At 63.9% G+C, this 22,913-nt stretch carries 22 protein-coding genes; 16 read left to right on the forward strand and 6 right to left on the reverse strand.

From position 1 onward, the window contains the following. Positions 1-7 precede the first annotated feature (7 nt). Entirely contained in the window at positions 8-2,293 is a 2,286-nt protein-coding gene (locus AC54AF_RS05015) for a nitric-oxide reductase large subunit (protein WP_496635635.1), read from the forward strand. A gap of 135 nt (positions 2,294-2,428) precedes the next feature. Here the strand turns inward: AC54AF_RS05015 and AC54AF_RS05020 are convergent, their stop codons facing one another. From AC54AF_RS05020 to AC54AF_RS05030, 3 genes are all read right to left on the reverse strand, one after another. Further along, positions 2,429-2,851, reverse strand: coding sequence for a DUF1841 family protein (locus tag AC54AF_RS05020; protein ID WP_034780276.1), 423 nt, complete (start codon positions 2,849-2,851; stop codon positions 2,429-2,431). 60 nt (positions 2,852-2,911) lie between these two features. Next, positions 2,912-3,379: a DUF1203 domain-containing protein gene (locus AC54AF_RS05025; protein WP_496635636.1), complete on the reverse strand. Its 468-nt coding sequence runs from the start codon at positions 3,377-3,379 to the stop codon at positions 2,912-2,914. A 139-nt stretch (positions 3,380-3,518) separates the two neighbouring features. Beyond that, entirely contained in the window at positions 3,519-3,725 is a 207-nt protein-coding gene (locus tag AC54AF_RS05030) for a hypothetical protein (RefSeq protein WP_131685531.1), read from the reverse strand. A 132-nt stretch (positions 3,726-3,857) separates the two neighbouring features. On the opposite strand from AC54AF_RS05030, the gene mqo reads away from it, so the two are divergent. Then, positions 3,858-5,456, forward strand: coding sequence for a malate dehydrogenase (quinone) (mqo, locus tag AC54AF_RS05035; RefSeq protein ID WP_496635637.1), 1,599 nt, complete (start codon positions 3,858-3,860; stop codon positions 5,454-5,456). Positions 5,457-5,556: 100 nt separating this feature from the next. On the opposite strand, the gene AC54AF_RS05040 is transcribed toward mqo, so the two are convergent. After that, complete coding sequence (locus AC54AF_RS05040) at positions 5,557-6,189, reverse strand: RNA pyrophosphohydrolase (RefSeq protein WP_076566319.1); 633 nt, start codon at positions 6,187-6,189, stop codon at positions 5,557-5,559. Positions 6,190-6,393: 204 nt separating this feature from the next. On the opposite strand from AC54AF_RS05040, the gene AC54AF_RS05045 reads away from it, so the two are divergent. Continuing rightward, positions 6,394-8,133 (forward strand): proline--tRNA ligase, encoded by a 1,740-nt coding sequence (locus AC54AF_RS05045; protein ID WP_496635638.1) that lies wholly within the window; start codon positions 6,394-6,396, stop codon positions 8,131-8,133. Beyond that, on the forward strand, positions 8,130-8,756 hold the full coding sequence (locus tag AC54AF_RS05050; protein WP_496635639.1) for a lytic transglycosylase domain-containing protein: 627 nt from the start codon (positions 8,130-8,132) through the stop codon (positions 8,754-8,756). The genes AC54AF_RS05045 and AC54AF_RS05050 overlap by 4 nt, the downstream gene beginning before the upstream one ends. Positions 8,757-8,891: 135 nt before the next feature. On the opposite strand, the gene AC54AF_RS05055 is transcribed toward AC54AF_RS05050, so the two are convergent. Further along, complete coding sequence (locus AC54AF_RS05055; RefSeq protein WP_071653383.1) at positions 8,892-9,287, reverse strand: SWIB/MDM2 domain-containing protein; 396 nt, start codon at positions 9,285-9,287, stop codon at positions 8,892-8,894. Positions 9,288-9,717: 430 nt separating this feature from the next. Further along, complete coding sequence (ffh, locus tag AC54AF_RS05060; RefSeq protein ID WP_131685527.1) at positions 9,718-11,085, reverse strand: signal recognition particle protein; 1,368 nt, start codon at positions 11,083-11,085, stop codon at positions 9,718-9,720. 237 nt (positions 11,086-11,322) lie between these two features. On the opposite strand from ffh, the gene AC54AF_RS05065 reads away from it, so the two are divergent. The 12 genes from AC54AF_RS05065 (at position 11,323) to ampD (ending at position 22,850) form a co-directional block, all read left to right on the forward strand. Then, positions 11,323-11,832 carry a sigma-70 family RNA polymerase sigma factor gene (locus AC54AF_RS05065; protein WP_496635640.1) on the forward strand — a complete coding sequence of 170 codons (510 nt, stop codon included), beginning with the start codon at positions 11,323-11,325 and terminating at the stop codon, positions 11,830-11,832. Continuing rightward, positions 11,829-12,821, forward strand: coding sequence for a FecR domain-containing protein (locus AC54AF_RS05070; RefSeq protein WP_496635641.1), 993 nt, complete (start codon positions 11,829-11,831; stop codon positions 12,819-12,821). The genes AC54AF_RS05065 and AC54AF_RS05070 overlap by 4 nt, the downstream gene beginning before the upstream one ends. Positions 12,822-13,047: 226 nt before the next feature. Then, positions 13,048-13,329: a hypothetical protein gene (locus AC54AF_RS05075; protein WP_131685525.1), complete on the forward strand. Its 282-nt coding sequence runs from the start codon at positions 13,048-13,050 to the stop codon at positions 13,327-13,329. Next, on the forward strand, positions 13,326-15,029 hold the full coding sequence (locus tag AC54AF_RS05080; RefSeq protein WP_496635642.1) for a PepSY-associated TM helix domain-containing protein: 1,704 nt from the start codon (positions 13,326-13,328) through the stop codon (positions 15,027-15,029). Before AC54AF_RS05075 ends, AC54AF_RS05080 begins: the two co-directional genes overlap by 4 nt. Next, entirely contained in the window at positions 15,026-15,367 is a 342-nt protein-coding gene (locus tag AC54AF_RS05085; RefSeq protein ID WP_496635643.1) for a DUF3325 domain-containing protein, read from the forward strand. The genes AC54AF_RS05080 and AC54AF_RS05085 overlap by 4 nt, the downstream gene beginning before the upstream one ends. 91 nt (positions 15,368-15,458) lie before the next feature. Then, a complete protein-coding gene (locus AC54AF_RS05090) occupies positions 15,459-16,646 on the forward strand; it encodes an efflux RND transporter periplasmic adaptor subunit (RefSeq protein WP_496635644.1) in 1,188 nt (395 codons plus the stop codon). Positions 16,647-16,651: 5 nt separating this feature from the next. Beyond that, positions 16,652-18,646: a MacB family efflux pump subunit gene (locus AC54AF_RS05095; protein WP_496635645.1), complete on the forward strand. Its 1,995-nt coding sequence runs from the start codon at positions 16,652-16,654 to the stop codon at positions 18,644-18,646. 140 nt (positions 18,647-18,786) lie between these two features. Further along, the gene (locus tag AC54AF_RS05100; RefSeq protein ID WP_496635646.1) at positions 18,787-19,776 is read left to right on the forward strand and encodes an ABC transporter substrate-binding protein; all 990 of its coding nucleotides are present in this window, start codon (positions 18,787-18,789) and stop codon (positions 19,774-19,776) included. A gap of 232 nt (positions 19,777-20,008) precedes the next feature. Then, positions 20,009-20,812 (forward strand): cytochrome C assembly family protein, encoded by an 804-nt coding sequence (locus AC54AF_RS05105; RefSeq protein WP_215409055.1) that lies wholly within the window; start codon positions 20,009-20,011, stop codon positions 20,810-20,812. Further along, positions 20,809-21,069 (forward strand): PP0621 family protein, encoded by a 261-nt coding sequence (locus AC54AF_RS05110; RefSeq protein ID WP_034746591.1) that lies wholly within the window; start codon positions 20,809-20,811, stop codon positions 21,067-21,069. The genes AC54AF_RS05105 and AC54AF_RS05110 overlap by 4 nt, the downstream gene beginning before the upstream one ends. A gap of 121 nt (positions 21,070-21,190) precedes the next feature. Then, entirely contained in the window at positions 21,191-22,261 is a 1,071-nt protein-coding gene (locus tag AC54AF_RS05115) for a sigma 54-interacting transcriptional regulator (protein ID WP_496635647.1), read from the forward strand. After that, positions 22,239-22,850 (forward strand): 1,6-anhydro-N-acetylmuramyl-L-alanine amidase AmpD, encoded by a 612-nt coding sequence (ampD, locus tag AC54AF_RS05120; RefSeq protein ID WP_496635648.1) that lies wholly within the window; start codon positions 22,239-22,241, stop codon positions 22,848-22,850. Before AC54AF_RS05115 ends, ampD begins: the two co-directional genes overlap by 23 nt. The last annotated feature ends 63 nt before the right edge of the window (positions 22,851-22,913 follow it).

The following is a 22,913-nucleotide window of genomic DNA, read 5'->3' on the forward strand; positions in this document are numbered from 1 at the left end:
AAGACCCATGGGTCCCTACAAAAAACTCTGGTTCACCCTGATCGGTGTGCTGATCGTGACGTTTTCGCTGCTCGGCTACTACGGCGTCGAAGTCTACCGGCAGGCGCCGCCGATTCCCGCGCAAGTGCTGGCGCAGGATGGCCGGCAACTGTTCGACCGCGAGGGCATCCTCGACGGCCAGACGGCCTGGCAATCCGTCGGCGGCATGCAGCTGGGCTCCATCTGGGGCCACGGCGCCTACCAGGCGCCCGACTGGACGGCCGACTGGCTGCACCGCGAATTGACGGCCTGGCTGGAACTGGCCGCGCAAGAGCAGCATGGCAAGGCGTACGCGGCGCTCGACGGCCCCGCGCAGGCGGCGCTGCGCGAAGCGCTCAAGATGGAATACCGCGGCAACCGGACCGATGAGGCGCAAGTGCTGCGCCTGTCGGCACGCCGCGTGCAAGCCATCGCCAACACGGCGCACTATTACGACCAGCTGTTTTCCGACGCGCCCGCGCTGCATGCCAGCCGCGAGCATTTCGCCATGAAGGAAAACACCCTGCCCAGCGCCGAGCGGCGCGCGCAGATGACGCAGTTCTTCTTCTGGACGGCGTGGGCCGCCGCCACCGAGCGTCCGGGCCAGAAAGTGACGTATACGAACAACTGGCCGCATGAACCGCTGATCGGCAACCAGCCCAGCGGCGAAAACCTCGTCTGGTCGGTCGCCAGCGTGGTGGTGCTGCTGGCCGGCGTGGGCTTCCTCGTCTGGGGCTGGGCCTTCCTGCGCGACCACGACGAAGCGCTGCCGGCCCCCGGTCCGCGCGATCCGTTGACGACGTTTGCCCTCACGCCTTCGCAGCGGGGGCTGGGCAAGTATCTGTTCCTGGTGGTGGCGCTGTTCATCTTCCAGGTCTTCATCGGCGGCTTTACGGCGCACTACACGGTGGAAGGGCAGCAGTTCTACGGCGTCGACGTGTCGCGCTGGTTCCCGTATGCGCTCACGCGCACCTGGCATATCCAGGCTGCGCTGTTCTGGATCGCCACGGGTTTCCTGGCTGCGGGCCTGTTCCTCGCGCCCCTGATCAATGGCGGCAAAGACCCCAAGTGGCAGCGCCTGGGTGTCGACGTGCTGTTCTGGGCCCTGGTCGCCGTGGTGGTCGGCTCGTTTATCGGCAACTACCTGGCCATTGCGCAAGTGATGCCGCCCGAGTGGAATTTCTGGCTCGGCCACCAGGGCTATGAATATGTGGACCTGGGACGTTTGTGGCAGATCGGCAAGTTTGTCGGTATCTTGCTGTGGCTCGTGCTGATGCTGCGCGGCGTCGTGCCAGCCTTGCGCCAGCCGGGCGGCGACAGGAACCTGCTGGCGCTGCTGACGGCATCCGTCGGCGCCATCGGCCTGTTCTATGGCGCCGGCCTGTTCTACGGCGAACGCACGCACCTGTCGGTGATGGAATACTGGCGCTGGTGGGTGGTGCACCTGTGGGTGGAAGGCTTCTTCGAAGTGTTCGCCACCACGGCGCTGGCCTTCATCTTCTCGACCCTGGGCCTGGTGTCGGTGCGCATGGCCACCACCGCCAGCCTGGCGTCGGCCTCGCTGTTCATGCTGGGCGGGATACCCGGCACCTTCCACCACCTGTACTTTGCCGGCACCACCACGCCCGTGATGGCCATCGGCGCCAGCTTCAGCGCGCTGGAAGTGGTGCCGCTGATCGTGCTGGGCCACGAAGCGTGGGAAAACTGGCGTTTGAAGGAGCGCGCGCCATGGATGGAGCAGTTGCGCTGGCCCATGATGTGCTTTGTCGCCGTCGCCTTCTGGAACATGCTGGGCGCTGGCGTGCTGGGCTTCATGATCAATCCGCCCGTGGCCTTGTATTACATCCAGGGCCTGAACACGACCCCCGTGCATGCGCATGCGGCGCTGTTCGGCGTGTACGGCTTCCTGGCGCTGGGCTTTACCTTGCTGGTGCTGCGCTATTTGCGGCCCCACTACCGCTTCAGCCCTGCCTTGATGAAGACGGCGTTCTGGGGCTTGAACGGGGGCTTGGTGCTGATGATCTTTACCAGCTTGCTGCCGATCGGCATCATCCAGTTCCATGCCAGCGTGACGGAAGGCCTGTGGTATGCGCGCAGCGAGGCATTCATGCAGCAGCCGCTGTTGCAGAACCTGCGCTGGATACGCACCTTCGGCGACGTGGTCTTCATCGTCGGCGCCGTCGCCATGGCGCTGCAGGTGGTGCTGGGATTGCTGGGAAGAGGGCCTGCACAGGCCTTGCCTCAGCGCATGAAGGAGGCAGTAAAACCGATGTGAGGTAGTACTGGCACTACACCTGGCAAAACCGTAGCGGGCGGCAGCGATTTGTGGCTAAGAAGCGCAACCGTACTCTAGTACGGTGAGCATCGCAGGCCGCAAAGCGCGACGCGCAACAGGTTTTGACAGGTGTTCCTACCGGCGGCGGACGCAGTCGATATACGCGTCCGTATCGGGCGGCAAGCCCGAGCGCTGCGAAGCCCAGATCATCTGGCCCAGGCATTCCATCACTTCGTGCTGGGCCGCATGGGCCGAATCGAGGCGCTGGGTCAGTTGCTGGACGGCCGGGCGGATGCCGCGCGGCTGGTCCACCTGGACCTGCTCCGTGATCGACAGATGCATGGACAGGTGCAGGAAAGGATTGGCTTGTCCCCCTTCGACGGAATAGTCGCGCGCCAGCGCCGCTTCGACGTCGGAGAGCTCGTTTTCATACTCGGGGTGTTCCAGGATCCAGTCGAGCGCGATGGCTTCCATCGGCGTGAGGATTTCATGGGCGCGGTGCTTGCGTAACGTTTCGCAAAAGAAGCGGCGCACATCGTCGGAGGAAGGATTGAACATCGTTTTGGCACGGGGCTGAAAAGGGCAGGCGATATTGTACCGCGTAGCCGTGATAAGTTCTCAGGCCCGCTCGATCCTGCCCGCATAACAACCACGTTTGGCATTGTGCGCGTGGATATAGCTGACAGCCGGGTTCTTAAACAGCCGCGCGATCACGGTTTCGATGGCCGTGCCTTCCACCACATCGGCATCGACCATCATCCCATCTTCCGTATAGCCGCGCAGCGACAGCAGCCGGATGCGCATCGATTCCGGCACCTGGTCGACGGCGTCATAGGTTTGCGTGGCGCCCTCGCGGATAAAGATGGCGTGCGAGGCGCGGTAGGGCGTGTCCGCATCCTGGCAGACATGGTTCAGCAGCAGCACCGTGTCGCCGATCGCCGCGTCGCGCAGTTCGATGCGGTCCGGGTAACCGGGCTGGCTGTCGACCACATGGCGAATCATGCCCAGCGCGGCCAGTTCGGCGTCGGGCAGGCCGAAACAGGCCAGGAAAGGGGCGGGCGAGAGGCCGCGGATACGAAAAGACATGCTCAAGCTCCGGTGTGGTCAAAGCGTTATCAGACCATGATGGACGCGGGCCCGCCATCCGTTTCTTGCTCCGTGCATTCCTGCATCAACTGGATTTTTGATGCCTGCTTACTGCCAAATTAATACTCCACAGTAAGTGTTATCCACGATCCTGGCGGCCCGGCAAGGGTAAATAACGGTGATAAAATCGCTGTTCTTGATATTTGCTATAGACAATCACAATCGCCGTGTTGTGAGTTTGGCCCCGCGCGAGGGCCAAAACAGCAGCGGCGCCGTGTTTTCCTTGTCCGCACCTTCGCCACTCCATCGCTGCCGCAAGCTGCGGCGCGCCGGCGGCGGCATGCATGCGTCATCACCATCGTTACCCCTTGATCCGGCCGTTCTTGCGCTGGAGGGATAGCCATTTTCCGATGAGCTTGCGCTTGCCGCCCGGGTGGCCTGGAAGAACCAACCCTCAGTATTCATAACGGAGTTACCCATGCGTAAATCGCTATTACTTTTGATGTCGTGCCTGATCCTGGCGGCATGTGACAAGACCCCGCCGGCCTCGTCCGAAAAACCGGTCGATGTGCTGCTGATCGGCGCCGGCACCATGAGCGCCACCCTGGGCAGCATGCTCAAGGAACTCGATCCGTCGCTGACGATGGAAATGGTCGAGCGCCTTGATTCCGTGGCCGCCGAAAGCTCGGACGCGATGAACAACGCGGGCACGGGCCACTCGGCGTTTGCCGAACTGAACTACACGCCGGAAGCGGCCGATGGCAGCATCGAGACCAAGAAAGCCGTTGCCATCAACGAGCAATTCGAAATTTCCAAGCAATTCTGGGCCTATCAGGTCGCCAACAAGCACCTGGGCGCGCCGCAGACCTTCATCAACAACGTGCCGCACATGGCCTTGGTGTGGGGCGACGATAATATTGCCTTTTTGAAGAAGCGCTACGCCGCGCTGCAAAAGGAAAACCTGTTCAAGGGCATGCTGTACTCGGAAGATCAGGCGCAGATCGCGCAATGGGCGCCGCTGGTCATGCAAGGGCGCGACAAGGGCCAGAAAGTGGCCGCGACGCGCATGGAAATCGGTACCGACGTCAATTTCGGCAACCTCACGCGCGGCCTAGTGAAATACCTGACGGACAGCCACGGCATGGTCCTGCACCTGCGTCACCAGGTGGAAGACATCCAGCGCGGCGCCGATGACGTGTGGAACGTGACGGTGAAAGACCTGGCCGCCGGCAAGGAAAAGACCATGCGCGCCAAGTTCGTCTTCATCGGCGCCGGCGGCGGTTCGCTGCCGCTGCTGGAAAAATCGGGCATTCCTGAAGCCAAGGGCTACGGCGGCGTGCCGGTGGGCGGCCAATGGCTGGTGACCACCAATCAGGCACTGGTGGCGGCGCATGCGGCCAAGGTCTACGGCAAGGCGTCCGTCGGTTCGCCGCCGATGTCCGTGCCGCATCTCGATACGCGCATCATCGATGGCAAGAAAGCCCTGCTGTTTGGCCCGTTTGCCACCTTCTCGACGAAGTTCCTGAAAAACGGTTCGTGGATCGACTTGCCTGCCTCGATCGGCACGGGCAATGTGAAACCGATGCTGCAAGCCGGCTATGACAATATTCCACTGACGAAATACCTGGTTGAACAGGTCATGAACACGCCGGAAGACCGTTTGAAGACCCTGCGCGAATACCTGCCGAACGCCAAGATGGAAGACTGGACCTTGCAAAACGCTGGTCAGCGCGTGCAGATCGTCAAGGATGACCCGGTCAAAGGTGGCTTGCTGCAGTTCGGCACGGAAGTCGTCGGCGCCGCCGATGGCAGCATCGTTGCCTTGCTGGGTGCGTCGCCCGGTGCCTCGACCGCGCCGCCAATCATGATCAAGGTGCTGCAAACGGCATTCAAGAGCCGCCTGGCCACGCCGGAATGGCAAGCGAAGATGGTGGAAATGGTGCCGTCGTACGGTCAAAAGCTGAACAACGACCCGGCCCTGGCCAACAAGATCCGCCACTACAGCAGCAATATCCTCGGTCTCAAAGCGATTACCCTGGACGTTTCCGCCGCTGCGCCAGTGCCGGCAGCAAACTAAGTCAGCCTGACCGGCAGGGGAGTTTCCTGCCGGCATGAAAAAAGGGGCAGCCTGGTCAGGCTGCCCCTTTTGCGTGGGAGAGTGCGTTCATTGCGGCGGACTACCCCTTGCCCGGCAAGATCAGCTCCGGCGTACACCCTTCGGCGGCAATGCCGTCGCAAGGCTTGGCCAGTGCCGCGCCATCCTGTGCCCGTGGCGCATGGGGCTGGCGCAGGTAGCGCGACGTGTGGCGGTGCGCTTGCTGTGCGTTGCCATGCACGGGCCAGGTCAGGAAGCGGGACAGCTCCTGCAAGGCACGCTGGTAGACATCGCGTTTAAATTCAATGACGACATCGAGCGGGACCCAGTATTCATGCCAGCGCCAGGCGTCGAACTCGGGATGGTCGGTCAGGCGCAGATTGACGTCGTTATCGCGCGCGCACATTCTCAGCAGAAACCAAATCTGCTTCTGGCCACGGTAATGGCCGCGAATCTCGCGCTTGATGAAGTGGTCTGGCACTTCATAGCGCAGCCAGTCGCGGGTGCGGCCGACAATTTTGACGTGTTCCTGTCTGAGTCCGATTTCCTCTTCAAGTTCGCGAAACATGGCTTGTTCCGGTGTTTCGCCATATTTGATACCGCCTTGTGGAAACTGCCATGAGTGCTCGCGCACCCGCTTGCCCCACCACACCTCGTTCTGGGCGTTTAGCAGGATGATGCCGACGTTGGGCCGAAACCCTTCACGGTCGAGCATAATGCACCTCAAACTTTCTGCGACAGTGCGTCCTTTTTTACATAATTACCCACAACTTCGCAAGCCGGTGACCTTTTCGGGGTGCGAAAAGCGCCGGAATCGCACCAATTGAGCGCATTTGTGTAAAGTATGGACGCATCAGCCAGCTAATCCTTTAAAATTAGGTTGATTATAACCCTCTCTTTTTAAAAAGAATTCACCGTTATGCGCGCCTCCCGTTTTTTTATTTCCACACTTAAAGATGCACCTTCTGACGCGGAAATCGTCAGCCACCAATTGATGATGCGTGCAGGCATGATCAAACGCCTCGGTTCCGGCATCTATACCTACATGCCGATGGGCTTGCGCGTGATCCGCAAGGTGGAAGCCATCATCCGTGACGAGATGAACAAAGCCGCCGGTATCGAACTGCTGATGCCGCTCGTGCAGCCGGCCGAACTGTGGCAAGAGACGGGCCGCTGGACCAAGATGGGCGACGAACTGATGCGCGTGAAAGACCGCCACGGCCGCGAATACGCGATCCAGCCGACGTCGGAAGAAGTCATCACCGACGTCGTGCGCACGGAAATCAAGTCCTACCGCCAGCTGCCGTTGAACTTTTATCACATCCAGACCAAGTTCCGCGACGAGCGCCGCCCCCGCTTCGGCCTGATGCGCGGCCGCGAATTCACCATGAAGGACGCCTACTCGTTCGACCGCGACCTGGCCGGCATGCAAGCGTCGTACAAGGTCATGTTTGACGCCTACACGCGCATCTTCACGCGTTTCGGCCTGCAGTTCCGCGCCGTGGCCGCCGACAACGGCGCCATCGGCGGTTCCGGTTCGCATGAATTCCACGTCATCGCCCACACGGGTGAAGACGCGCTCGTGTACTGCCCGACGTCCGACTACGCCGCCAACATGGAAGCGGCCGAAGCGCTGCCGCCAGCGGGCGAGCGTCCGGCAGCAAGCCAGGCGCTGACGAAAACGGCCACGCCGGATACCGTCAAGTGCGAAACCGTGGCCACCCTGCTGGGCCTGGAACTGTCGCAGACCGTGAAAACCATCGCCCTGACGGTGGAAACGACGGGCAAGGACGAGAAAGTCACGCAACAGCATTTCATGCTGCTGCTGCGCGGCGACCATGAATTGAACGAGATCAAGGTGGGCAAGGTTGCCGGCCTGGCCGGTCACCGTTTCTCGACGGAAGCAGAAATCCTCGAAGTCTACGGCACGATTCCCGGCTACCTGGGCCCGATTGCTACCCGCGCCCCCGTCACCGTGGTGGCGGACCGCACGGTCGCCCACATGAGCGACTTCGTCTGCGGCGCGAATGACGCCGGTTTCCACTACACGGGCGCCAACTGGGGCCGTGACTTGGCCGAGCCTGCCATCGTGGCCGACTTGCGCAATGTCGTCGCCGGCGACGCTTCGCCGGACGGCCAGGGTGCACTCGCCATCGAGCGCGGCATCGAAGTGGGCCACGTGTTCCAGCTGGGTACGGCGTACTCGGAAAGCATGAAAGCCACCTTCCTTGACGAAAATGGCAAGCCTGCGCCGCTGCAGATGGGTTGCTACGGCATCGGCGTGACGCGCATCCTGGGCGCCGCCATCGAACAGAACTTCGACGACAAGGGCATCATCTGGCCAGCGTCGATCGCGCCATTCGAAGTCGTGCTGTGCCCGATGGGCATGGACCGCAGCGAACTGGTCAAGGAAGAGACGGAGAAGCTGTACGCGGCCCTGCAAGGCGCTGGCGTCGATGTCATCGTCGACGACCGCGGCTTGCGTCCTGGCGCCATGTTTGCTGACTGGGAACTGATTGGCGTGCCGCACCGTATCGTCATCGGCGAGCGCGGCCTGAAAGAAGGCAAGCTGGAATACCAGGGCCGCCGCGATACGGAAGCGACCGGCGTGGCGCCGGACGAGATCGCCGCCTTCATCCAGGGCAAAATGGCGCAGTGAAGCGCATATCAGTAAGTAAAACGGCTGGCGCGCTCGCGCTGGCAGCCGGCCTGGCCTGCGCTCCCTTGGCGCAGGCCGGCAACCAGAAGGAGGAGGCGCTGGCCGACTCCGTCCGCCTGGCCCTGTCGCACGCGATTCGCGACGAACGCCCGCCGCAGCCCAAATTTGCCACTCCCGCCGACTTGCAGCGCTACCAGCAATGGCTGGCGCAGATGTCGCAACGCCTGCAGCGCAAGCTGCCGGACGCGCAACTGCGCACGGAATTCCTGGAAACGGTATGGTACGAAGCGCGCCGCGCGGGCCTGGAACCGGCCCTGGTGCTGGGCCTGATCCAGGTGGAGTCGGCCTATCGCAAGTACGCCGTCTCGCTGGCCGGCGCGCGCGGCTACATGCAGGTGATGCCGTTCTGGACGGGCGTCATCGGCGACCATGACCGCAGCAAGCTATTCCACATGCAAACGAATTTGCGCTATGGCTGCGCGATTTTGCGCATGTACCTGGATATGGAAAAGGGCGACTTGTACCTGGCGCTTGGGCGGTATAACGGCAGCCGGGGCAGGGCCGAGTATCCGAATGCGGTAAGGGCCGCGTGGAGCCAGTGGGAATTCAAGCCGGGAGGGTAGGTCGGACGTAGGTCGGATTAGGTCTGCAAGACCGTAATCCGACAACATCGTCGGCGTTTGCAGCCAAAAAAATGCCCCGCTCGCAGTGATGCGGCGGGGCACTCACACGGCGCAAAACGCCCTGTGCGTATCTGATTATTTCAAATGATCGGAGATCAGTTTCGTCATTTCAAACATGGAGACCTGGGCTTTGCCGCCGAAAACTGCTTTCAGCTTGTCGTCCGCATTGATCATGCGGCGATTGGCCGGATCTTGCAGATCGAGTTTTTTGATGTAATCCCATACCTTTTTGGTCACTTCCGTGCGCGGCAGTGGTGCTGCGCCAACAACGGCGGCCAGCTCTTTCGATGGCGTCATTGCTTTCATGAATGCTGCGTTTGGCTTGCGTGGTGTTGCCGGTGCTGCCGCTTTCTTCGCCGCTGCTGGTTTAGCTGCTGCTTTGGCTGCGGGTGCTGCTTTCTTGGCGGCTGCAGGCTTGGCTGCTGCTGCTTTGGCTGGCGCTGCTACTGGGGTTTTTTTGGCTGTTGCCATCTTCGAGCCTCCTTAACAAACACATGGGAAATTGCGCAATTAATCGCACGGCTAATATTGGTGTGGATTTACCTTGTATGCAAGTGTTTTTCACGTTTTCACGAGGAAAAAGCAGGGAAATGGCCATGCTGTCGCCCGGGCGCACCGCTTGGGGGCGCAGAACGGCGTTTTTGCCCGTAAAGGGCATGGTTGCTGGCTATGCGGGGAGGGGTACTGCAGGGGGAGGGAAGAGTGATGCCGGACACATGAAAATGCAATCCGGCATGATTTAGAACGATGTTTTTAGCCTGTCGAGTTTGCACACGCGGCTTAATGAAGGCCTTCAAAATCACAGCGAGCGGATGGTATTTGTGGCCGAGAAGCGCAACCGTACTAAAGTACGGTGAGCATCGCCGGCCGCAAGGACCACCGCGCAGCGGATTTTGAAGCCTTACCTCATCCCAGGCATCATACCCTTCATGGAACGCATCATCTTCATCATGCCCCCGCCCGACAATTTCTTCATCATCGTCTGCATTTGCTCGAATTGCGTCAGCATGCGGTTGACTTCCTGCACTTGCACGCCGGCGCCGGCGGCGATACGGCGCTTGCGCGTGGCCTTGATCAATTCAGGCTTGGCGCGTTCCTGCGGCGTCATCGAGTCGATGATGCCGCACATGCGGCGCACCTGCTTGTCGGCTTGATCCATGTTCTTGCCGCCTGCCGCCTGCTGGAACTGGGCCGGCAGTTTGTCCATCAGGTTGGCCATGCCGCCCATTTTCTTCATCTGGCCAAGCTGCGCCTTGAAGTCGTTCATGTCGAACTTGCCGCCGACCTTGATCTTTTGCGCCAGGTCCGCTGCCGCCTTGCTGTCGACGCCCTTGCGCGCCTCTTCCACCAGGGCCAGGATGTCGCCCATGCCCAGGATGCGGTTGGCCATGCGGGTCGGGTCGAATGCTTCCAGGCCGTCGAGTTTTTCCGAGACGCCGGCAAACTTGATCGGTTTGCCCGTGATATGGCGCACCGACAGGGCCGCGCCGCCGCGCGCATCGCCATCGAGCTTGGTCAGCACGATACCGGTCAGCGGCAGCGCATCATTGAAGGCCTTCGCCGTGTTGATGGCGTCCTGGCCCAGCATGGCGTCGACGACAAACAGCGTTTCGATCGGTTTCACGGCGTTGTGGACGGCGGCGATTTCGCGCATCATCTCTTCGTCGATACCGAGGCGGCCCGCCGTATCGATGATCAGCACATCGTGGTAATGCTTTTTCGCCCAGTCCAGCGCGGCCAGGGCGATATCGACCGGCTTGTCCGTGCTGGCGGACGGGAAGAAGTCGGCGCCCACCTGGGCGGTGACCGATTGCAGCTGGGCGATCGCGGCGGGACGGTACACGTCGGCCGAGACGGTCAGCACTTTCTTCTTCTTTTCTTCCTTCAGGTATTTCGCCAGCTTGCCGACGGTGGTGGTTTTACCCACACCCTGCAGACCGGCCATCAGGATGATGGCGGGCGGCTGCTGCGCAAAGCTGATCTGCGACGCTTCCGGTCCCAGGTCGGCGCCCATCAGGGCGGCCAGCTCGCGCTGCACCACGCCAACCAGGGCCTGGCCTGGCGTGAGCGAGGAAATGACATCCTCGCCCATGGCTTTTTCTTTGACTTTGGCGATGAATTCGCGCACGGCGGGCAGGGCGACGTCGGCTTCGAGCAGCGCCAGGCGCACTTCGCGCAGCATGTCGGCGGTGTTCGCTTCGGTCAGGCGCGCCTCGCCGCGCATGGTCTTGACGACTTTGGCAAGCCGTTGGGTGAGATTATCTAGCATGATGAACCTGCAATGAAAAGCTTGGGAGTGGGCGGCGAAAGCCGGACGATGGGCGCCATTTTACCCCATCGCGGGGGGCAGGCGGTCCTGCGCTGCACCGCCTGGCGGTTGTTCTGCTTTTGGATTAGTTGGTATTTCTGCCCATGCCGCGATTGCACGAATGGCACGAACGCGGTTAGAATGAGAATAATTCTTATTTACATTCTCAGGCGCCGCGCCTGAGCGGAAAGGGATGCCATGTCGGCTGCCGATTTTGCACAGCAACAAGACCTGCACGCGCTCTACAGCAGCCATCACGGCTGGCTGCAGGGCTGGCTGCGGCATAAGCTGGGCAATGCGGGCGAGGCGGCGGACCTGGCGCAAGACACTTTCATCAGCGTGCTGACGGCCGGCACGGCGCCGCAGATCCGCGAGGCGCGGCCTTTTCTCGCCACCATCGCGCGGCGTCTGGTGGCGCACCGCTACCGCCGGCAAGTGCTGGAAGACGCCTATCTGGAGGCGCTGGCCTGCCTGCCGCCCGAGGTGGCGCCCGCGCCGGAAGCACGGCTGCTGGCGCTGGAAGCCTTGCAGGAAATCGATGTGGCCCTCGATGGCTTGCCGGGGCCCGTGCGCACGGCGTTTTTGCTGGCGCAACTCGAAGGCCTCAGCTATGCCGAGATCGCCGCGCGCCTGAAGGTATCGGCCAGCTCGGTCAAGCAATACCTGACGCGTGCCAACCGCCAGGTGTTTTTCTCGCTGCCGGCATGAGCACGCTGGCGGTACCCGCAGCCTTGGGGGCCATCCGCGAGGACGTCCAGCAGCAGGCGGCCGAGTGGCTGACCGTGCGGATGTCCAGCGAGGCCTGCGAGGAGGAACTGGCCGCCTGGCAGCGCTGGCGTGAAGCCGACCCGGAACATGAACGGGCCTGGCAGCATATTGAAGCGGTGTCGCAGCGCTTCAACGGCTTGCACCGCGGTGCGGCCGCGCAGGCGCTGGCCGGCACGCAGCAGCACGCCGTCAACGGCAAGCGGCGCCAGTTGCTGGCGTGGCTGGGCGTGGCCGCCGGCGGCGGCGTGCTGGCCGCGCAGACGGGCGCCTGGGATGGCGTGCGCGCCCTGCGTGCCGATTACCGCACGGCCACGGGCGAGCGGCGCGAGGTGGTGCTGGACGATGGCAGTGTGCTCAGCCTGAATACGGGATCGGCCGTGAACGTGCGTTTCGCCGCCAGCCGCCGCCTGATCGAACTGCTGGCCGGCGAGATCCTCGTCACCAGCGGCCACGGCATCGGCAGCGACGCGCCTTTGGTGGTGGCCACGCGCGAAGGCCTGGTGCGCGCGCTGGGCACGCGCTTTGCCGTGCGCCAGCAGGATGGCTACAGCACCGTGGACGTATTTGAAAGCGCCGTTGAAATCCGCCCCCGCGACGGCATCGGTGCGCCCCTGCTGCTGGCGGCCGGGCGCGGCGTGGCATTTTCCCGCCATGCGCCGGACGCGCCGCACGCCGTCGATGCGTATGCGGATGCCTGGTCGCGCGGGCAGCTGATCGTCGACGATGTGACCCTGGGCGATTTCCTGGCCGACCTGGCCCGCTACCGCCCCGGCGTGATTCATTGCGCGCCGGAAGTGGCCCAGCTGCGTCTGTCGGGCGTGTTCCCGCTGGCCGACACCCAGCGCATCTTGAACATGCTGCCCAACTCGCTGCCGGTGCAGGTGCGCAGCCGCACGCGGTATTGGGTGACGGTCGAACCGGCGCCGTAGCCCTTGCAATAAAAAATATTGTTCTGTCGGGCTGCCCGTTTTCGATTCTCGCGGCACCTGTAGTTAAGAGACTCAATATCCAGTACCCAAGCAAGGCGCCACGCTGCCCGGTTTCATGCCGCTGCGTGCCGCCGCCACGATCAATCCAAATGGAAGGACGCAGTGTGATGCATCTGATGTACAAGGTCTGCCGCCCGGCACAACAGCCATACCCAGGAGCGCCGCGATGATGAAATCGGCCAACATGATGTTGTTCTCGCGCGTGCTTGCCGCCGTCTTTGGCGGCTATGCGCTGACGTCCGGCGTGGCCGTGCTGCTGTCGGCCGTGCTGCCGCTGTCGCGCGCCGAAGCCGTGCTGACGGCCACCCTGAGCGCCTTCGTCGTCTACACCTGCGCCGTGATCTGGGTCTTTGCCGTGCAAGACCTGCGCCGCGCCTGGCTCGGCATGCTGCTGCCGGCCATCGCCTGCGGCGGCATCGGCCTGCTGCTGTCGCGAGGTGCCGCATGAACGCCGTCAAGGTAGACAAAGTGGTCAAGACGCCGCAGCAGGGCGGCTTGCGCCAGGCCATGGCCTGGCTGCACACGTGGAGCGGCCTGTGGATTTCCTGGTTGGTGTTCGCCATTTTCCTGACCGGCACCCTGGCCGTCTTCGACGACCCGATCGGCCACTGGATGACGCCCGAACACGCCCTGGAAGAGGCGGCGCATGCGAACGATCCGCCGCTGCCGAAAGTCACGGACCGCGCGCACCGCCTGGAGCTGGCGCTCGATTTCATGGCGAAGGAGCACCCGAAGGCGGACATGTGGGAAGTCTGGCCCGTGCAGCGGCCCGGCCACGGCCTGTCCGCCTACTGGTTCCAGCCCAGCGGCGGCTATGGCTCGGCGGACCTCGACCCGCTGACGGGCGCCGTCATCGAGCATGCGCGCGAGGCAACGGAACGGGAAACCATCGGCGGCCACCATTTCGTCGATTTCCACTACGAGCTGCACGCGGGACGCATCGGCGTATGGATCGTCGCCATCACCACCATGATCATGCTGGTGGCGCTGGTGAGCGGCGTCATCACGCACAAGCGCATCTTCAAGGATTTCTTCACCTTCCGCCCGGCCAAGGGCCAGCGTTCGTGGCTCGACGCGCACAACGCGGTGGCCGTGCTGACCTTGCCGTTCCAGTTCATGATCGCCTACACGGGCCTGGCATTTTTCAGCGATGACTATGTGCCGGCCCCCGTGGTGGCGCAATACGGCATGGACAATCCCAAGAAGGCCTTCCTGGCCGACTGGAACGATGCGGGCAAGCCCGTGAAGACAGGCCAGCCGTTGGCCATTCCCGCGCTGGAGCCGTTCGCGCTGCGCGCCGAACAGGCCATCGGCCAGGAAATCCGCGCCGTGGTGCTGGACAACCCGAACGACGCTTCCATGCGCGTGTGCATGTATGGCTGGAATGAAGACACGGAGCTGCTGGAGCGGATCAGCGCCAATACGGGCAGGGCCTGCTACGCGCTGGCCACGGGCGAGCAGGTCGCCGTGCGCCGGCCGGGCGAGTCGGATACGGGCGGTGCCGGCCTGACGCGCTCCGTCATGTCGAACCTGCACATGGTGGGCTTTGGCGGCACGCCGATGCGCTGGCTGTACTTCTTCTGCGGCCTTGCCGGCACGGCCATGATGGGCACGGGCGCCATCCTGTTCATGGTCAAGCGGCGCCAGAAGTCCGGCGGCGAGTTCGGCCCTTACACGCAGCGCGTGTACCGCGTCATCGCATGCCTGAACGTGGCGTCGATTGCCGGCTTGTCCATCGCCTGCGTGGGCTTCCTGTGGGCCAACCGCCTGATCCCCGTCGGCATCGAGCAGCGGGCCGGCTGGGAAGTGCGCGCCTTCTTCGGCGTCTGGTTCCTGATGCTGGTGCACGCCTGCCTGCGCGCGGAAAAGCGCGCGTGGATCGAGCAATTGGGCTTGCTGGCCGCCCTGTGCCTGCTGCTGCCGGTCCTGAATGTGCTGAGCACCGGCGATAGCCTGCTGGCGCAGGTCGCGCGCGGCGACTGGGAAAGCGCCGGCGTGGAGCTGGCCAGCATGGCCTTCGGCCTGCTGGCCGCCTGGGGCGCGTGGAAAGTCCACAAGCGCAAGGAAAAGCCGGCCAGGAAGGCTGCCGCCAGGGAAAGCGCTGCGCCCACGGCCAGCCTGCAAGTCAATACGGAAGGACAGTCATGATCAATACCATCCTGTGTGCGCTGGGCCTGTCGTATGCGGGCATGGCCAGCCTCTCGCTGGCGATGGACCGCCATCATGAGCAGGTCTGGGGCAGGGACGCGGCGCCGCACGTGCGGCGCGCGCTGCAACTGGCCGGTTCCGTCCTGCTGGCGCTGGCCATCTGGCCTTGCGTCGCCGGCTGGAGCGCCACCGTCGGCGTGGTCGCCTGGCTGGGTTTTATCTCGGCCGGCGCGCTGCTGGTGGCCTTGCTGCTGCCGTATGCGCCCCGCTTGCTGTTGCGTAGTTCCCTGCTGGCAGCCGTCGCCGCGCTGGCAGGTCTTGTGACGTTCCTGCGGTGATGTTCACCGCCATTTTCAAGGATAGACCGATGTATTCTTCACGCCTGGCGACACCGATTGATGTTTTGACTGTATTGAAAGCGGCCTCCTGATGGCGGCCCGCCTGCCTTCCCGCCGCACCCGCATCCTCGGCGGCGTGGTCTTGCTGGCGCTGTTTGGCGCCGGCGCCCTGTGGGCCACGCGCGGCCCGGCCACCGTATTCGACACGGCGCCCGTCAAGCGCGGCGATATCGAAGCGAGCGTCACGGCCATCGGTACCCTGCAGCCGCAAACCTATGTCGACGTGGGCGCGCAGGTGTCGGGCCAGATCACGCGCCTGCACGTGCAGCCCGGCAGCGCCGTGGAAAAAGGCCAGTTGCTGGCCGAGATCGACCCCAGCGTGCAGCAAGCGACGGTCGACGCGGGCCGCGCCGCCCTGGCGGGCTTGCGCGCGCAGCTGGCCGACCAGCAGGCGCAGCACCGCCTGGCGGGCCAGCAGCACGTGCGCCAGCGGCAGATGGCCAAGTTCGACTCGACGCCGCTGGCCGACCTGGAAACGGCCGAAGCCACCCTGGCCTCGGCCGGTGCCAAGATCGACCACCTGAAGGCGCAGATAGCCCAGACCCAGGCCAGCCTGAAGGCGGACGAGGCGCGCCTCGGCTATACGCGCATCTACGCGCCGATGGCCGGCAAGGTGGTGGGCCTGGACGCCAAGGAAGGGCAAACCCTGAACGCCACGTACCAGACGCCGAACATCCTGCGCATCGCCGATCTGTCGGCCATGACGGTGTGGACGGAAGTGTCGGAAGCGGACGTGCGCCGCGTGCGCCCGGACATGCCCGTGTACTTCACCACCCTGGGCGGCGACCAGCGGCGCTGGAGCGGCAAGGTGCGCCAAGTGCTGCCCGCGCCGCCGGTGCCCGGTGGTTCCGCCGCCGGCACGGCCCTGGCGCCGTCGACCAGCAAGGTGATCCTGTATACCGTGCTGTTCGACGTGGATAACGCCGATGGCGAACTGATGCCGCAGATGACGGCGCAAGTGGTGTTTGTCACGGCCGCGGCGAAGAATGTGCTGGCCGTGCCCTTGCCGGCGCTGAAGCCGTCGACCGGGGAAGGCGCCAGGCCGGGGCAGTTCACGGCCCGCGTGATGGATGCGGACGGCAAGGTCGATACGCGCGCCGTCACCGTGGGCGTGCGCAACCGCCTCAGCGCGGAAGTGCTGCAAGGCTTGCGCGAAGGTGAATTGCTGGTCACGGGCGAGCAGCCGGCCGGCAGCGGCGCCAGCAGGTTCCAGCTGTGAGCGCCATGAGCGAGGCCAGGTCGCTGGGGCAACCAGGAGAGCCTGGCCAGCCGGCTCCCCTGATTGAACTTGCCGGCATCCGCAAGCGCTACGGCGGCCACGACGGCGCGCCGGCCGTGGAAGTGCTGCGGGGCCTGACCTTGGCTATCGGCGCCGGCGAATTCGTCGCCATCGTGGGCGCGTCCGGTTCCGGCAAGTCGACCCTGATGCATTTGCTCGGCTGCCTGGATCGCCCCAGCGACGGCACCTACCGCTTCGCCGGCCAGGACGTGGCCAGCCTGAATCCCGATGAACTGGCGTGGCTGCGGCGCGAAGCGTTCGGCTTCGTGTTCCAGGGTTATCACCTGATCGCCACCGAGTCGGCGCGCGAGAACGTGGAAGTGCCGGCCCTGTACGCGGGCATGCCGGCCGCCGCCCGCCACGCCCGTTCCGAAGCGCTGCTCAAGCGCCTGGGCCTCGGTGACCGGCTCGACCACCGGCCCAACCAGTTGTCCGGCGGGCAGCAGCAGCGCGTGTCGATCGCGCGCGCGCTGATGAATGGCGGGCGCATCATCCTCGCTGATGAGCCGACGGGCGCGTTAGACAGCAGCAGCGGCGCCGAAGTCATGGCCCTGCTGGGCGAACTGGCCGACGCGGGCCACACCATCATCCTCATTACGCATGACCGCAAGGTGGCGGCCCAGGCGCGCCGCGTGATCGAGATCAGCGACGGCGAAATCGTCGCAGACTCGGGCGCCGTCGCCATTCCCTCCACGTCGACGGCCCTGCCGCCGCTGGACATGTCGCGCGCCGCCCACGATACAGGCGCTTCGCTGGGCACGGAATTGCTCGACGCGGCCCGCGCGGCCTGGCGCGTGCTGTGGATCAACCGCTTCCGCACGGGCTTGACCCTGCTCGGCATCGTCATCGGCGTCGCTTCCGTGATCGTCATGCTGGCCATCGGCCTGGGCACGCGCCAGCAGGTGATGGCCCAATTAGGCGCGTTCGGCTCGAATCTGCTGTACATGGCGTCGCGCGGCGAAAGCTCGCGCATCCCCGGGCGCAGCATCACGCTGGCCGACCTCGATGCGCTGAAAGACGTGCCGGGTATTTCCCACGTGCTGCCGAATGTCACGGGCAACAAGGTGATACGCCACGGCAACCTCGACGTGCAGACGTATGTGCGCGGCACGGGGCCGGCCCTGCCGCAGATCCAGACCTGGCCGGTGGCCAAGGGCGGCTTCTTCACCGAGGAGGACGAGCGCGAAATGGCCACCGTGGCCGTGCTGGGCGCGCACCTGGCCGAAAAACTGATGCCCGACGTGGCCAATCCCGTGGGGCAGAGCATCCTGATCGGCAATGTGCCGTTCCAGGTGATCGGCGTGATGAGCGCCAAGGGCGCGCTGACGGGCGAGAAGGATGAAGACGACGTGCTGCTGCTGCCGTTTTCCACGGCCGGCATCCGCGTCTTCGGCCAGCGCGAGCCGACGTACACGGTGATGGCGGTGGCCGACGTCAAGCGCGTGACGGAGGTGGAGGCGGCGGTCGACGCCACCATGTTCGAGCGCCACCGCATCCGCGACTATGGCATCAGCAACGCCGCCGCGTCGATCGCCGCCGAAGCCAAGACGCAGGACAACATGACCATGATGCTCAGCCTCATCGCCGCCGTGTCGCTGGTGGTGGGCGGCATCGGCGTCATGAACGTGATGCTGATGACGGTGCGCGAGCGCACGCGCGAAATCGGCATCCGCATGGCGACGGGCGCGCGCCGGCGCGACATCCTGCGCCAGTTCCTCACCGAAGCCGTGCTGGTGTCGGTGGTGGGCGGCGTGGCCGGCATCGTGGTCGGCGTGACGGTGGCCGGCTTGCTGCTGGTATGGGAGGTGCCGGTGATCTTTTCGCTGAGCGCCATCGCCGGCGCCTTTGCCTGCGCCGTGGTGACGGGGCTGGTGTTTGGCTTCATGCCGGCGCGCAAGGCGTCGGGACTCGATCCGGTGGTGGCGCTGGCGGGGCAGTAGCAACAACGCCGGCAGCGTGGCTGCCGGCAAAAAAATGTTGCCCCGGTTCCAACACGCGGTACTATCTCCCCATAATAAGAAGCCGTGTTTCGCATAGCTGTGCCCTGGCGGGCACACACCAACCACCACAGGAGAACCCGATGCGTAAGAAATTCACCTTGAAGACCGGTATCGCCGCCGCCCTCATGCTGGCCTTCGGCATGGGCGCGGTCCAGGCACAGGCGCAGGAAGTCGTGCGCCTGGGCAATTTGAAGTTCGCCCATTACGGCGCCGTGTCGTACATCAAGGAAATCGCGCCCAAGTGCGGCATCAAGGTCGAGGAGCATATCTTCGCCAAGGGCCTCGACGTGATGCAGGCCATTATCGCGGGCGAGCTGGACGTGGGTGCGACGGCATCCGAAGCGGCCATTTCCGGCCGCGCCGGCGGCGCGCCGATCTACGTGGTGGCCGGCTTTGCCAAGGGCGGCGCGCGCCTGGTGGCGGGCGCCGGGCAAAAGATCGCCAGCGTCAAGGAACTCAAGGGCAAGCGCGTGGGCGTGACGCGCGGCGGCATCCAGGAAGTGCTGCTGCTGGCTGAGCTGTCGCAGGCGGGCCTGACGTTTTCCGAAACCAAGGGCAAGGATGTGCAACTGGTGTTCCTGGCCTACGCCGACTTGAATCAGGCGCTGATGGGCAAGAATATCGACGCCATGATGCAGTCGGAGCCGCAATCGTCGCAGGCCATCAACAAGGGCTTCGGCAGCGAAGTCATCAAACCGTACGACACGCCGATCGGCGAGCCCGTGCGAACCATGGTGATGACGGAAAAGTTTTACAAGGAACGCCGTCCCGTGGCGGAAAAATTCATGCGCTGCTTCGTCGAAGCGACCAAGACCTTTATCGACAACAAGGCGACGGCGGAAAAGTATGTGCGTGAAGTCGTGTTCCGCGGCCAGATCACGAAGGATGACTTCGACGACGCGATCAGCAATTCGCCGTATTCGTACGACATCACGCCCGAGCATATCCAGATCACCACGGACGTGATGGTGAAAACGGGCGTGGGCCGCATGACCAAACCGCCCGTGGCCAGGGACTGGGTCAAGACGGACTTGCTGGAGCAGGCGAAAAAGAGCCTGAACGTGAAGTAAACCGGATATTGGCAATACCCGATGGCCCGCTTGAGCGGGCCATCCTTTTTTTGCGGCATGCTCATATATAGGCAGGCGGCGCGAAAGATTGCCGAAATCTTGAGGGTGCGCCACCCCGTCATGCCTCAGGCGCGATATCATGGCAGGCTTGCGGTATCGGCAGGTGGCGAATTGCTCGCAGCCCATACTGTCGCTTGAATCGCGCTTGCCGGCTATGGTGTAAACTTAAACTATGCAGATCTATTTCTTTTTCATCGCCGCCCTGTTGTACGCGGCGTGCGCGGTGCTTCCCTCGTCCCGTGCCCGGCTCATTGCCGGCCTGACCGGCGTCGCCTGGCTGGCGCACGCCGCCACCCTGTGGTTCGACCTGATGGCGCCGGGTACCTTGCGCTTCGGTTTTTCCGCCATGCTGTCGGCCGCGCTGTGGGTCTCGGTGGGCGCCTACTGGATAGAGAACCGCAATTTCAGCCTGGACGGACTGCGCCGCATGGTCATGCCCAGCGCCGTTCTCGCCATCGGCCTGGCCTGGGCCTTTCCTGGCAGCCAGGTCAGCATGGAAGGCAAGTCGGCCGTCTTCGGCTGGCATATTGCCGTCGCCGTGCTCGCCTACAGCACCTTGACGATTGCCGCCTTTCACGCCGTGCTGATGGCGCTGCAGGAATCGCGTTTGCATACGCGCAGCGAAAGCCGCGGCTTCATCGGCACGGCGCTGGACCAGCTGCCAGCCCTGCTGACGATGGAAAAGTTGCTGTTCCGCATGATCGGCCTGGGCTTCATCCTGCTCAGCCTGACCGTGCTGTCGGGCATTGTGTTCTCCGAGCAATTATTTGGCAAGGCGCTCAACTGGGATCACAAATCCGTGTTTACCATGCTGTCGTGGCTGCTGTTCGCCGCGTTGCTGGCCGGGCGCCGCTTTCGCGGCTGGCGCGGCAAGACGGCCCTGAGTTTTACCCTGGCCGGTTTCGCCACCTTGCTGCTGGCCTATGTCGGCAGCCGTTTTGTACTGGAAGTGGTTTTACACCGAGGATACGCATGACACGTGTTTTATTCTGGCTGGCGCTGGTGTTCCTGGTGCTGTTTGCTATCCGCAGCAAGATCCGTGGCATGCAGCAACGGGCCCGCGCGCAGCAGCAACAGCAGCCGAACCCGTTTGCGCCGCCGGGCCGGCCGCAGGAATTGCCGGATGCCGAGCTGATGCTGTGCTGCGCCCACTGCGGCGTCTACTACCCGGCCTCCGAGAACGTGCAGGCCAAGGGCCACGACTACTGCAGCCATGCGCACGCCACCCTGTAAGGGGCGGTCTGCAAGCCCGCGTGCGTTGCTCATCCGTATCGTAACGTCGTCCGGCATCGATCCGGCGTAGCATCTGCAGCAGGCGGTTCGTCGCCGCCATTGCAGAAAGGCGCGCGTCCCCATGTCCCGTCCCAGCCCCGGCCCGGATACCGTCACCGCCGCCGGCATGCCGCCGGCGCCGCAACTGAGCGGCAATTCGCTGCCCATGCAGGCGCTGCGCGCGCAGATCGGTCGCATCGCCCGCTGTGGCGCGCCGGTGGCCATCCGCGGCGAATCGGGCACGGGCAAGGAACTGGCGGCGCGCGCCATCCATGCGCAGGGCGCGCGCGCCAGCTTCCCGTTTATCGCCGTCAATTGCGGCGCCATACCCGAGGCGCTGATGGAAGCGGAATTCTTCGGCTGCCGCCCGGGCGCCTATACGGGCGCGCTGCACGAGCGCCAGGGCTTGTTCCAGGCGGCCCACGGCGGCAGTTTGCTGCTCGACGAAGTCGATGATCTGCCGCTGGCCATGCAGGTGAAACTGTTGCGCGTGCTGCAGGAGCGCCGCGTGCGCAAGCTGGGCGGCAGTACCGACGAGGCTGTCGACGTGCGCATCCTGTGCGCCAGCCAGCATGGCCTGGCGCGCGGCGTGGCGGCCGGCACGTTGCGCCAGGACCTGTATTACCGCCTGAATGTGATCGAACTGGCGCTGCCGCCGCTGCGCGAACGGTGCGGCGATCTGCAGGTATTATGTGAGGTGATCCTCGCGCGCCTGTCGCCACGCCGGGCCGTGCGCCTGGCGCCGCCCGTGCTGGCGGCCCTGGCCGCGTATGCGTTTCCCGGCAATGTGCGCGAACTGGAAAACGTGCTGGAGCGGGCGCTGGCCTTTGCCGACGGCGGCGTGATCGCGCTCGACGGACTGGCCTTGCCGTCCGCGGCGGGCAGCCTGCCGTTGCGGGCGGCGCCGCCATTGCCGGAACGGCAACTGTTCCTGCCCGGCATGGCCGCGTATGGCGTGGCTCCGGTCTTGCCGCTGGACATGTATTTGCGCCAGGCCGAGCGCGACATGATCATGCTGGCGCTGGTGCAGGCGCGCTACCACCGCGCGCGGGCGGCGCGGCAGCTGGGCCTGAGCGTGCGCCAGTTGCGTTACCGCATGCAGAAATTGACGATACAGGAAGCTTTGCTTGATGAGCGCATGGACGATAGATGAAGATGGCTGGTGCGACGGCGCGCTGCGCTATGACTCCCAATACTACGATGCGCGCCCGGACGGTGCGCAAGTCGATTTGCTGGTGATCCATAACATCAGCTTGCCGGGTGGCCACTTCGGCGGACCGCATGTGACGGACTTGTTTACGGGCCGGGTAGATTATAATGCCGATCCTTCTTTCACCGACCTGCGTGGCTTGCAGGTGTCGGCGCACTTTTTTGTGCGGCGCGATGGTGCTCTGCTGCAATATGTTTCTGCTGATCAACGTGCCTGGCATGCGGGCGCGTCCACCTTTGAAGGACGCCCGCAGTGCAATGGCTATTCCATCGGTATCGAAATGGAAGGCGCGGACGATGTGCCTTTCCAGCGGCGGCAATACCATGTCCTGGCGACGCTGACGGCGGCGCTGGTGGCGCGCTACGGCTTGTCCCAGGTGCGCGGCCACGAGCATATCGCGCCGGGAAGGAAGACGGATCCGGGGCCGTTTTTTGACTGGCATTTTTATCAAGAATGCTGGATGGAAACCTTGCGCGGGCAGCCTGCGTTAGCGCTTACTTCGCGGGGATTGGGCTTTCCATCCATGCCCTGAAAAGTCAACCGAAATCGTATATGAAAATACAAAAAATTACGCCGGCGGATGCCGGAAAACTAT

The sequence above is a fragment of the Janthinobacterium sp. JF4 genome (assembly GCF_059617925.1).